Below are 12,579 nucleotides of genomic sequence, written 5' to 3'. Positions count from 1 at the left end.
CGAAGTTTCGGGATGCTTTTTTTATATTTTCTACTTGGATTATACCGCTCTACTGTGCCGCAGGGCAATAACAATCATACTTGCGTTCCTTTTGACCAAAATCGTAGCCCAATGTTATCTGGTGAAATCCTCCGCTATCAAAACGGATATCCCCCGTTTGGTACGAGTAATTGTACGACACCATAAAGTTGCCGATGTTGGCCCCTACAATCGGTGTAAACAACTGCAAGCGCTGTTCTCCAAAACTATCGGAAGTAGCAAACTGGGCACTATCAAAACTTCTACGGTATGAGAGTCCGCCCCAAATACGTCCAAAATCGACATCCTTGTAGACCTTGGCATTTAAATCTATGGTTTTCTCTTCAGTGAATTCACTTAACTGAAACAATACCGAAGGCTCGAATTGCCACTCCTGCTTCCCGAAAACATATCCTACCGAAAACAAATACCGGCGTAAGTTATCGATAACAGGTATATTATCATTTGCCTTTCCATAACGATAAAGGTTACGCTTGCTCCCCAACAGATTGGTCACTGCCACATGGGCATAAAATTCCATTAAGTTGTATGAAAAGCCCAGATCAATATTAAAATAGCCCTCGCTCAGTTTTATACCGGCAATGGCATCATCGGGCCCAACCGAAACAAATTCAGATTCATCGAGACTACTTTGCAAATAGGTCGGACTCAGGCCAAATGAAAGCTGGTTCAAATTACGACCGTCACCACCCAGTTTTAAATGATGGGCATATGTAGCCTTAAAACCGGTTTGCGAATGATACCCATTGGCATCATTAAAAAAGATAGCCCCTACCCCGCTGTTACTTTCACCAATTCTAAAATTGGCATTGATGGTCTGCAGATTGGGAGCGTCTTCAACACTGAACCACTGCATTCTTGCGGTGGCCCTAATCTTCCCCCCATCACTGATACCCGCCATAGACGGATAAACAAGGTAATAGTTGTCGGAGAGGTAATCAAAGTATACGGGTATGCCCTCTTGAGCGTTCGATGGGATTGCAAAAACGAGGGACGCCAGCAAGAGCAGGAAACGGTGTTTCATCGGTTTAATATAGAGGATGATTATTTTATCGACTAAATATAACATATAACGGACGAAACGCAACATTATTATATCCCCGTTTCAATACACACCGTTCAAAAATAGGTTGTATTTTTACAAAAATTTTGACACCATGAAGGAGTATACGATTACGGTTGTTAAGACCAACAACCCCGCAATTCTTAAATTCGAGACAAATCATTTTTTGACCAAGAACAAGAATTACGAATTCAAAAACATAGATGAGGCGAAAAATTCACCTTTGGCCCAACAACTCTTTTACCTTCCGTTTATCAAAACGGTATATATCTCCGGCAACTTTATCGGGCTTGAACGCTACGACATCGTTACTTGGGACGACGTAAAAGACGAAGTGGCCCAACAGCTGGTAGATTATCTAAATGCAGGGGAACCCATTGTAAACGAAGTCGAGGAAACTGTCAAAAAAGTGGCCATTACGGTATATGCCGAAGTTACCCCCAATCCATCGGTAATGAAATTCGTGGCCAACAAACCAATTGTTCCCACCGCCTTTGAATTCAAAAACATAGATGAGGCCAAAAATTCAGAATTGGCCAAGCAACTATTTACCTTTCCGTTCGTAAAAGAGGTTTTCTTTGACCTGAACTACGTATCGGTAAGTAAGTACGATGTTGCGGAATGGGAAGACGTAACCATGCAATTGCGCGAACACATACGGGAATACCTGGCCAATGGCAACGAAGCCGTTTCCGAGGATGCCATAGCGGCAACAAAGGAAGCAACCGATACTACTTCGGCTCCTACCCAAGCAACACCGGAACTAGACGATACCTCCCAGCAGATCGTAGATATTCTAGAAGAGTACGTAAAACCGGCGGTAGCCAGTGACGGCGGTAATATTCTCTTTCAATCGTACGAAGAGGAAAGCAAAACCGTAAACGTAATTTTACAAGGAGCATGTAGCGGTTGTCCTTCTTCAACCTTTACCCTCAAAAACGGTATCGAGACCATGCTTAAAAATATGATGGGGGACAAAGTGAACGAAGTGGTCGCCCTAAACGGCTAATGAACTAATTTTTATAGGTTTAGAATCAACAAACCTGTCCGATATTTTCGTAATTTAAAGCGAACTATAAAATATAATGTATTATGGCAGTTTTAAAAGTTATAGAAGTATTGGCGAACTCTGACAAAGGTTGGGAAGACGCGGCAAAGCAAGCCGTTGATCAGGCCTCTAAATCAGTAAAGAACATCAAGTCGGTTTACATCAACGAGCAAAGTGCTACGGTAAAAGATGGTAAACTGGACAATTATCGTGTAAACGTCAAGATCACTTTCGAGGTCAATTAAGCACGAAACATTTCTTTTAAAAAGGCGCTGCACTTCATGCAGCGTCTTTTTTTTTGATTCCAAGCACAAACCCCGATCATAAAAAGTGCCGCCCCTCTAATTTTGGGCACATATGAACAAAGTATTGCCGCATTCGATTTACAAGCCCTCCATTAACAATAGTTTAATGGTTTGCATTTGACCGAAACCCCTGTATTTAGTAAGTTGCGCCCTCATAAAAAGCATATAAATGGAAGAATTCGCGAACTATCAAGAACATATAGACAAGGCCATAGAATGGGCTTGGAAAGTACTACCCGATGTGATCATGGCCACCATTATTTTGGTCTTCGGCCTATGGATCATTCGTTTTATAAATAAAATGGTCCGTAAGTTTTTCGAGAAGAAAGATTACGACCTGGCTTTGGAAAGCTTTTTACAGAGTTTTATAAACATCGCCCTTAAGGTACTGCTCTTTGTTCTGGTAGTAACCCAGCTTGGTGTTAAATCATCGTCATTGATTGCCATTATCGGTGCGGCCGGTCTTGCTATTGGACTTGCCCTTCAAGGGTCGCTTTCCAACTTTGCAGGGGGCGTACTCATTTTGCTCTTTAAGCCTTTTAAAATTGGGGATTTTATTTCCGCTCAAGGCATAGACGGTACGGTAAAGGAAATTACCATCTTCTACACCAAATTGACCACCTTCGGCAACCAATTGGCCATTATACCCAATGGCGAACTATCGAACAACAATGTCATCAACTATAGCGCCATGCCTACACGAAGGGACAACATTAAAGTAGGGATAGGCTACAACTCAAATATCAAGACCGCCAAAGAAATCATGCTCGACATCTGCGCAAAAAACGAGAACGTTCTAAAAGACCCAATGCCCGAAGTATATGTAGATGGATTGGGAGACAGTTCGGTAGACCTGACCTTGCGATATTGGGCCGAGAACCCGGTGTTTTGGGCTGCACATTTCTTTATTATCGAAGAAATCAAAAGACGATTTGACGAAGCGGGAATAGAAATACCTTTTCCACAGCGCGACGTGCACGTCAAGGGACAAGCGATAGAGGCTTAACCCCCTATTTCTTTTTCTGTTGCAAAATAAAATCCTTTAGGTAATACGGTTCAAAGTAAGCGACATCTTCAAAATCGCTTGCTTTGAACTTTTTATATGATAATTGGGCCATTTCGTTTGCCGACGGCACTATGGTGGTATCGAATGTAAGCTTAGGGTGAGATAATAGCGTTTTACACTTTTCCGCTCCGCTGCCTATCAAAACCACCTTTCCTTTTTGTAAAAAACCCGAAAATGAATTCTCACCTATAATCTCGGCTTCGGTCGGTCTCACTTGATTTTTATCCTTATCGAAAACGGCCGAATAAACTTCCATACGCCGGGCGTCGAGCACAGGAATGATATAATCGATATCGTTTGAAGTTACCTGTGCAGCCATACTGGTCAGGGTAGCGATCGAGATCAAGGGTACCTCTAAGGCAAAACACAGCCCCTTGGCCGCCGAAACCCCGATACGCAGGCCCGTATAAGACCCTGGGCCTTTACTCACGGCGATGGCATCAAGCTCCGACACATCTATATTGACCTCCCTTAAAACATCTTGTACAAAGACGTGTAATTGTTCTGAATGTGAATAATTGGGCGTATCATGCTCTTTGATGGCCAATATACGTCCGTCTTTGGCCACACTGACCGAACAATTGGTAGTGGCGGTCTCTAAGTTTAAGATTATGCTCATAAGGGTACAAAGATAGGTGAGACGCTTGAAATTAGCACATAAAAAAACCTGTTCGACACGAGGCCGAACAGATTTTCAATTTCTAAGTACAAATCCCTATTTAAGCTCTAGGGGCAGTCCGAAATAGAACTCCAGTACCTTAAGTCTAAAAATATAATCGTATTTGGTACGGATCAATTCCGCTTCGGCATTGTCTACCCTTGATTGGGCCTGGCTAAAATCGAAGGCATTCATAAGACCAACCTCGTAGCGTTCCTTTGAATACTCATACGCCAATCTTCTGGCCTCTAAAGTTTTTTGGGCAGCTTCATAAGCCTTCGAAAAACTTTTCACATCTACATAAGCCTGGTTGATATTGGTCTCAAGATCCAACTTTTCTTGCTCAAGCTGCAGCTTGGCTTTCTCGACATTGATCTGCGAGCGCTTGATGTTGTTTCTCACCCCAAAGCCATTGAATATGGGAATATCCAACCGCAAGCCATAAGAAATACCATCATTGATCCACAATTGGTTGACAAAGCTTTCAGCCGGAACAAAGGCGCCCGTAGTATTAAATCCGCCCTGATCCGAATACCGGGTATTATAGTTAAAAAAAGCTCCCAGGGTAGGATAAATAGCTCCTTTGGCGATATCGAGATCCTTCTCCGCCAAATCGATATTCGACTTCGAAAACTTAATATCGTTTCTAAAGGTCACGGCCTCGGCAAAAATCTCTTTGGGCGATTTTGTAAGAACTTCGGAAGGAGGCACTTCAAAATCGGCATCCAACACATCAAAGTTCTCGTAATCGGTTATTTGAAGCAGTTGCGCCAAGTTGATACGGGAAATCAACACTTGGTTCTGCGTATTGACAATCTGCTGTTCGAGGTTGGCTGCGGTAGCTTCGACCTCTAACAGATCTCCCTTGGGAAGCACGCCCGCTTCTACCAATTCCTTAGTGCGCTTTAGGTCCTGTTCGGTTACGGCAAATTGGGCCTCGAAGACTTTAAGCGACTCTTTGTTCGACAATATCTGTAAATAGGCATTGGCCACGTTTAAACGAATGTCATCCTTTAAATCGTCTAAACGATATTGATTGGACAAGGCATTCAGCTTGGCACGATTGAGCCTATGGAAATTGCGCAATCCGTCAAAAAGTGTCAAAGAAGAGGTCAGGCCTCCGTTGGCGGACAGAATTGTTGAAGTTACCGGTTCATTGGTGGTAGGATCGAACGATAGTCCCGTACTACCTGTCATACTTGAAGATCCGTTTAAATCGGGCAATAGGGCCCCAAGCGCATCCGACTTATCTATTTGTGCGTTTTTCAAATCGAGCTCGTACTGTTCTACGGTAAGGTTATGCTCAACGGCATACGCCACGCATTCCTCTAACGTCCATTTTTTATGCTGGGCGGAAATAGCACCGATCGAGCACAAAAACAGTACGATTGTTAATTTAAGATTCATGTTTTGATTTTTTGATTATGATTGATGATTGTTACTCTTCACTTTTTTCCTCTTCCCCTTCTTCGTCTTCCCCTTTCTTGATAGGTTCGGTTTTGTTCCACACCTTTACCTTGTCAGATTCCGACAAGCCGGAAACGATCTCAACGTTTACCCCATCTGAAATTCCTATCTCTATATCCCTTCTTTCAAACTTCTGGTCGCCCGTTTCTATCTCAACATAGGGTTTATCGGTCTTTTTATCAAACTGCAACAAGGCCTCGGGAATGACTAAAACGTCATCTTTTTTCTCTAGGACCAATGAAGCATTGGCACTGTACCCCGCCCTGATAAACACGCCTTCCTTAACCTCTACATCACCTTCGATCTTAAACTGTACCGCACCTGTTTCCTCGATTCCCTTCGGTGCTATAAAACGAAGTTTTGCATCAAGCTCAGTCCCTTCGACGGCCCCAAGACTGATTTTTAAGGGGGTACCGACCTCTAACTTGGCCACTTCACCCTCATCGACCTTTCCTTCAAATATCATCTTGCTCAAATCGGCAATGGTGGCAATGGTAGTACCATCGTTAAAGTTGTTACTTTCAATGACCTGATCGCCTTCTTCTACCGGTATTTCCAAAATAGTGCCCTCTACCGTGGCGCGTATATTGGTATTCGCGCTGGTAGAGCCCCCGGCAGAGCCCTGTCGGATAATCTGATAATCGGCCCTTGCATTTTGAAGTTCTTGTTGGGCCTGGTCGTACTGAAGTTGCAAGCTGTTAAAATCTTGACTCGATATCACTCCCTTATCGAACAAGGCCTTGTTTCTATTGTACTCGATCGTCACATTGTTAAGGGCCAGCTCGGCATTTCTGACCCTGCCCCTAGATTGGTTGAGAGCCTGCTCGTTTGGTACGACCTTAATGGTCGCGATCAAATCTCCTGACTTCACCTTTTGGCCTTCCTCCAAAAATATCTTCTGGATGATACCGGAAATTTGTGGTTTGATCTCTACCTCATCTTCGGGCACTACCTTGCCCGTAGCCACCGTTTTCTTTTCAATGTTCGATATAAAAGGCGTTTGGGTCTCGTAGGTAACCGCATCCTTGCTATTCGATTTTATAAAAAAGGCCGCGGCCCATAAAGCGCCTAGTACCAAAATACCAATTAAGATATATTTTACGATCTTGTTCATTTCTTAGGAGTATTTGTTATCTATTGGTTTTGTTCTTATTCGTTTTGTTACACAATTGTCCATCATTCTTCCCGTAGGGCATCAATCGGTTTGATACTCACCGCCCTTTGGGCCGGTATGAGCCCGATTAAAGTTCCCAACACCACCATAATGACCAAGGCTCCTATGACGTAGGGTATGGGCACGGTAGGGTTGGTATATGGAAAATCGATATCCTGTGTCATACTATTGATTCCCGCCAAAGCCAGTGCCCCTAGAATGATCCCCATGATACCGGCAATTACGGTCAAAAAGACCGATTCAAGAATAATCTGGTTACGCACCTCGGCAGGTGTAGCCCCCAAGGCCCTTCGTACACCTAGTTCCTTTGTCCTTTCCTTTACCGAGATCAGTAGAATATTACCAATGCCGATAACCCCCGCCAAAATAGTGGCAATACCAACGATCAATGATAGAAAGGTTATGCCATCGGCAAAGCCTACGATTTTATTGAACTGCTCCCCTAGGTTGAACGAACCGAAGGCCCGATCATCATCGGGGTGTACATGATGAATATTCTTTAATAGGTTTTTAATGTTCTCCTCGACCTTTACCACATCGGCATCATCATAGGCCGCAATGGAAAACCACCCAACGTTATCACCTGTATTGTATAATTTTTTGAAGGTAGTAAAGGGAATAAAAATATCTCCGTCACCCCCAAAGCCGCCACTAGCTTCGTACTTATGGACCCCGATTACCTGAAAATAGACATTGTCGATTTTAAAGTAGCCCCCAATCGGGTTTTCGTCCGCGTCAAAAAGTTCCTTTTGTGTACGCTCGCCGATTACGGCCACTTTTCGCGCCTGCTCAATGTCTTCGTCATTGATAAACCGACCACCGTCGTAAATTTTCTTGGGTGCTATTTTCGTAAAGGCAGGATAGTCTCCGAACAGGGAATAGCTTCCCGTTTTGTTTTTACGACCAATATTTGCAGGAGGGGCCCCAAAAAAACCCCGCACATTACGTGGGGCGATATATTGCACTTCGGGAATACGGTTCTCGATCATTACCGCATCATCAATTTTCAACTGCATCTGTCTGCCCGTCTTGTAGCCTTCGTTCGGCATACTCGTGCTTTGTGCCCAAACGAACATACTGTTTCTTGCAATGGTCTCGAACATACTCTCAAAACCATTATCCATGCCCTTGGCAGCACCGGAAAGGGCGATATAAATAAAGATTCCCCAGAGAACCCCTACCACGGTAATAACGGTCCGCATCTTGTTCTTACTGATGGAACCGAAAATTTCTTGCCAAGTATTTCTATCGAATATAAATCGCATATTATTCGTCTCTTAGGGCTACAATGGGTTTGATCCGGGCGGCACGCCGAGCCGGCACATAACCGGCAATAGCTCCGAAAATAATAAGAACAATGGTAGCCGAAATGGCAATGCTCGTGTCTATATAGGGATTGGTAATAAAAAAGTCCTTTAGTTTCTCCCCCAAGGAACTTAAAATGGCAATTCCTATGAGCATGCCTACAAAACCCGAAACCGTAGTAATAAACACCGATTCCAACAAAATAGTTCCGATTACGGCCTTGGGTGTAGCGCCGAGGGCTTTTCGTATACCCAATTCCTTCGTACGCTCCTTGACCACAAAAACCATAATATTACTGATGCCGATAATCCCGGCGATAATGGTTCCGAAGGCCACAAAACCCACTATAATCTGCAACACCCGTGCAAACTGTTGGTTTTGCTTCAACTGATCGGCTATATTTCTGATAAAGATACCGTTCTGGTCTTTTGGATTGATGAATTTTTTGGAACGTAGAAACTTATCAAGGCTCTTATCTAGGGCCATGGCACCGGCATAGCCGATTTCAGGTTTAAACCCTACGACGATCTGGTTGATCTTGTCGGTATTCTTTTCGATCAATTGGCGTGTGGTATACGGTATATAGACAATGCGTTCCTCATTATCACCGCCATCATCTTGAAAGACCCCAATCACCTTAAAAGAGCTTCCTCCCACATCGATATACTTGCCTATGGAATTTTTGGACCCAAAAAGATCTTGTTCTACCAAACGGCCGATTACCGCATACTTGGTCTTATTCTTTATATCGAGTTCGTTCAGGTAACGGCCCTTCATCATGATGGTCATCTCACTAAACTGGTGTGCCGGTCCCACCGCTTGCGTTCTATAGCTATTTGATTCATTCATATAGCTAACGGTATCTTGACGGGTTATTCTTGGGCTAATGTACTCTACGAACAAGGGAAAGTTTTTCTCTATATCCTCTAGGTCACTATTGTCGAATTCAATAGTCCGATTGGACTTATACCCTTTGTAAGGCATGGTCGTCCTTCCAGGAAATACAAAGAGAACATTGGTAGCATCATCCCCGAAAAAATCGTCAAAAGTATTGATGAGTCCGTTTCCGAAACCAAAGAGCACCACAAAGATGAGAATACCGAGAGCCACGGTAAACCCCGACAAAAACGTACGGAGTTTGTTTTTCTGAATTGTCTCGAAAATTTCTTTCCAGTTGTCCCTACTTAACATATTGAGCGGCCCTAACCTGTTCTACTTTTTTGTCTTCAACAATTACGCCGTCCTTTAAATGTACGATACGTTTGCACATATGGGCAATGTCTTCCTCGTGTGTTACAACGAGGATCGTATTTCCCTCGTCATTTATATTTTGAATAAGGTCCATTACCTCATAAGAGGTTTTACTATCCAAAGCACCCGTAGGCTCATCGGCCAAGAGCACCTTGGGCTCGGCAGCCATGGCACGGGCAATGGCGACACGTTGTTTTTGTCCACCCGAAAGTTCGTTGGGCAAGTGGGTGGCCCATTCTTTTAAGCCTACCTGCTCTAAATACTTCAACGCCTTTTCTTCGCGCTCTTTTCGGGGCACTTTTTGGTAATATAGCGGCAAGGCCACGTTTTCCATGGCACTTTTGTAGTTGATCAAATTAAAAGACTGGAAAATAAAACCCAAGAATTTATTCCGATACTTGGCCGCCTTGGTCTCGTTCAGGTTCTTGATAGGAACCCCATCTAAAGTATACGAACCGGAATCGGCCTCGTCCAACATTCCCAAAATGTTCAAAAGGGTAGATTTTCCCGAACCAGAAGAACCCATTATAGCTACAAGCTCACCCTCAGCAATACTAAAATTCAATCCTTTTAAAACATGCAAGGAGTTGCTTCCCATTTTATAGGATTTGTGAAGGTCTTTAATTTCTATCATGGTGGTTTTGTTAATTGTATTCGGAATTCTCAAAAACAATATGGAAATAGGACAACTAAGTTGCCCAATTGTTACAAGAAGTACTCCAAATTTTCTGTTAAAAAAATATATTAGCCTTTCTCTTCTTCTTTTTCGATGGCATTCCACACCTTAATCTCGTCCGACTCCGCAATGCCCGATTTCACCTCTACGAAGATACCATCACTAATACCCAGTTCAATATCACGTCGCTCAAAGTTCTGGTCTCCGTTGGCAATCTCCACAAAAGGAGCTTTGGTCTTATCATCGAACCGCACCAAGGCTTCCTTAATGGCAAGCACACTATCGGCCCTTCCCAGAATAACCGATGCATTGGCACTGAGTCCCGCCCGAATAAAAACAGAATCTTGTTTCTTCAAGGTACCCTTGATCTCAAATTGAATGGCGCCGTTCTCTTCCTTCCCCTTAGGGGCGATATAATCAAGAACTGCGTCAAAGGTCTTCCCTTCCAATGCGCCCACGGTAATTTCAAGGGGGAGGTTTTCCTTTATTTTTCCTACTTCACTTTCATCGACCTTTCCTTCAAAAATCATTTTATCGATATCGGCTATGGCGGCAATAGTCGTTCCTTCATTAAAATTATTGCTCTCTATGACCTGGTTTCCGACTTCCACCGGAACCTCTAGCACCATACCGCTTACGGTAGCCCGTATTTGGGTATTTGCGGCGTTCCCATATCCCTTTGCCGTTCCCGTCTTTACAATATCGTAGCGCTTATTGGCTGCTGCATACGCTTGTTTGGCCTGGCTATAAGCTACCTCGGCCCGTTCCAAATCGACCTTAGAGATGACGCCTTTGGCAAAAAGCCCCTTTTGGCGTTCAAGGTTTCGGAGCTGGTCATCTAAGTTAATTTTAGCCTCATCGATATTGTTTCTGGCATCATTAAGGGCACTTAGGTTGGGCACTACTTTTATTCTACAGAGCAGATCGCCCGACTTCACATAATCGCCCCCTTCTACAAACACCTCTTCGATTACCCCTGAAATATTGGGCTTGATCAATACTTCCTCTAAGGGAAGTATACTACCGGTGGCCACCGTTTTCTTTACGATAGTCTTCTTAACGGCCTTTTCGGTTTCGTAGACCACGGGGTCTTCGGCATTCTTTTGATAGAGGTAATACATAGATCCGCCAAAGGCTATCACTATGAACAAAAGAACGATTCTAGTTACTGATTTTTTCATTTTTTACGATTGATTGATGTTACTCTATTTGTTCTAGTTAAAACTTCCTATTTAGATTTACTATCATTCCGTTCGGAGGGCATCTATCGGCCTCACTTTAATGGCACTCTGGGCAGGAATGAATCCCGCTAGGAGTCCTGATACAATAAGAATGAACAAGGCCCCTATTACCACCCCCAAACTTACACTGGGGTTTAAGAACATATCTACCGGCCCGTTCATGTCCAACAATGTGTTTACCCCATATATAAAGAGGGCCCCCAATGTAATACCGGCCATACCGGAGATAATGGTCAAAAAAATAGACTCCATTAAAATCTGTAATTTAATAGACCAAGGATCCTCGCCCAAGGCCCTGCGAATACCAATTTCCTTAGTACGTTCCTTTACCACTATGAGCATAATATTACTCACCCCTATAACGCCTGAGAGCAAGACCAAAATTCCCACGAAATAGGCAATAAAGCGCAAGGCCCCAAAAAGGCTCTGTACCCTTTGAAACTGCTCGTAAAGATCAAAATGCCCCACGGCCCTTTGGTCGTCGGGGTGTACTTTATGGTTTTCCTTGACCACGGCCATTATCTTATCCTTTATACTCGTTATGGAGGTACCATCGTTGGCGGTTATGGCCATCCACCCTACATCATTTCCTCGATTAAAGGCTTGGGAAAAGGTGGTAAACGGTACATATATTTCTTTCTGCGCCTCTTCGCCATCGCCGTCGTTGCTTTTTTTCTTATAGGTACCGACCACCATAAAATTGACACCTTGAATTTTAATGAAGCTCCCAAGTACCTCTTCTCCCTTATCGTAAAGTCCGGCCCGCACCCCTTCTCCAATAATGGCAATCTTTCGTTTCTCCCTAATGTCATTATAATTCAGAAAACGCCCCGAAGTCATGGTCATAGGATCTTGCTGGCTGATTTCAGGATAATCGCCATACACATTATAGGCCCCGGTCTTTATACCGCGTACCACATTGTTGGTCCCGTTAAAACCACCAAGTTGATTTCTTGGGGAAATAAACCTTAAGTTGGGCACCTTGTCCCTAATGGCCTGCACGTCTTCAACTTTAAAAAGAAAACTTCTGTTCTTAGGAAGCCCCTTATAAGGCTTGGTCGTGCTTCTTGACCACATAAACATGGTGTTGGTGGCAATATCACCAAAGTCTTGCATAATTCCATTTTCAAGTCCCTTGCCTGCGGAAAGCAACAATATCAAAATGAATATGCCCCAAAAAACGCCAAAGGCCGTCAATACGGTCCTGAACCAATTGCTGGTCAATACTTCCAAAATTTCTTTCCAACGGTCTCTATTGAACATGATTACAAAATCAAAAGATTAAT

Annotated in this window: 12 protein-coding genes; 3 read left to right on the top strand and 9 right to left on the bottom strand. The window is 43.6% G+C overall.

Features of this window, described 5'->3' with window-relative positions:
- Positions 1-49: 49 nt before the first annotated feature.
- Entirely contained in the window at positions 50-1,063 is a 1,014-nt protein-coding gene (locus BW980_RS13585; protein ID WP_076456264.1) for a PorP/SprF family type IX secretion system membrane protein, read from the bottom strand.
- A 133-nt stretch (positions 1,064-1,196) separates the two neighbouring features.
- On the opposite strand from BW980_RS13585, the gene BW980_RS13580 reads away from it, so the two are divergent.
- The 3 genes from BW980_RS13580 to BW980_RS13570 all read left to right on the top strand — a co-directional run bounded on the left by BW980_RS13580 (position 1,197) and on the right by BW980_RS13570 (position 3,461).
- Positions 1,197-2,111: a NifU family protein gene (locus tag BW980_RS13580; protein WP_076455764.1), complete on the top strand. Its 915-nt coding sequence runs from the start codon at positions 1,197-1,199 to the stop codon at positions 2,109-2,111.
- Between the two features lie 83 nt (positions 2,112-2,194).
- On the top strand, positions 2,195-2,395 hold the full coding sequence (locus BW980_RS13575; RefSeq protein ID WP_076455763.1) for a dodecin family protein: 201 nt from the start codon (positions 2,195-2,197) through the stop codon (positions 2,393-2,395).
- Between the two features lie 229 nt (positions 2,396-2,624).
- Entirely contained in the window at positions 2,625-3,461 is an 837-nt protein-coding gene (locus tag BW980_RS13570; protein ID WP_076455762.1) for a mechanosensitive ion channel family protein, read from the top strand.
- A gap of 4 nt (positions 3,462-3,465) precedes the next feature.
- On the opposite strand, the gene tsaB is transcribed toward BW980_RS13570, so the two are convergent.
- The 8 genes from tsaB to BW980_RS13530 form a co-directional block, all read right to left on the bottom strand.
- On the bottom strand, positions 3,466-4,140 hold the full coding sequence (gene tsaB / locus BW980_RS13565; RefSeq protein WP_076455761.1) for a tRNA (adenosine(37)-N6)-threonylcarbamoyltransferase complex dimerization subunit type 1 TsaB: 675 nt from the start codon (positions 4,138-4,140) through the stop codon (positions 3,466-3,468).
- 96 nt (positions 4,141-4,236) lie between these two features.
- Positions 4,237-5,586, bottom strand: coding sequence for a TolC family protein (locus BW980_RS13560; protein ID WP_076455760.1), 1,350 nt, complete (start codon positions 5,584-5,586; stop codon positions 4,237-4,239).
- A 31-nt stretch (positions 5,587-5,617) separates the two neighbouring features.
- Positions 5,618-6,760: an efflux RND transporter periplasmic adaptor subunit gene (locus tag BW980_RS13555; protein ID WP_076455759.1), complete on the bottom strand. Its 1,143-nt coding sequence runs from the start codon at positions 6,758-6,760 to the stop codon at positions 5,618-5,620.
- A gap of 62 nt (positions 6,761-6,822) precedes the next feature.
- Positions 6,823-8,085 carry an ABC transporter permease gene (locus BW980_RS13550; RefSeq protein WP_076455758.1) on the bottom strand — a complete coding sequence of 421 codons (1,263 nt, stop codon included), beginning with the start codon at positions 8,083-8,085 and terminating at the stop codon, positions 6,823-6,825.
- A gap of 1 nt (position 8,086) precedes the next feature.
- Positions 8,087-9,316: an ABC transporter permease gene (locus BW980_RS13545; protein WP_076455757.1), complete on the bottom strand. Its 1,230-nt coding sequence runs from the start codon at positions 9,314-9,316 to the stop codon at positions 8,087-8,089.
- Entirely contained in the window at positions 9,306-10,010 is a 705-nt protein-coding gene (locus BW980_RS13540) for an ABC transporter ATP-binding protein (protein WP_076455756.1), read from the bottom strand. The genes BW980_RS13545 and BW980_RS13540 overlap by 11 nt, the downstream gene beginning before the upstream one ends.
- A gap of 110 nt (positions 10,011-10,120) precedes the next feature.
- On the bottom strand, positions 10,121-11,233 hold the full coding sequence (locus BW980_RS13535) for an efflux RND transporter periplasmic adaptor subunit (RefSeq protein ID WP_076455755.1): 1,113 nt from the start codon (positions 11,231-11,233) through the stop codon (positions 10,121-10,123).
- Positions 11,234-11,296: 63 nt separating this feature from the next.
- The gene (locus BW980_RS13530) at positions 11,297-12,556 is read right to left on the bottom strand and encodes an ABC transporter permease (protein WP_076455754.1); all 1,260 of its coding nucleotides are present in this window, start codon (positions 12,554-12,556) and stop codon (positions 11,297-11,299) included.
- Positions 12,557-12,579: the final 23 nt, after the last annotated feature.

It is taken from the genome of Zobellia uliginosa, assembly GCF_900156625.1.
GTDB classification, from domain to species: domain Bacteria; phylum Bacteroidota; class Bacteroidia; order Flavobacteriales; family Flavobacteriaceae; genus Zobellia; species Zobellia uliginosa.
The sequence above is the reverse complement of the archived record's forward strand: the minus strand, read 5'-3'. Positions and strand labels throughout refer to the sequence as shown.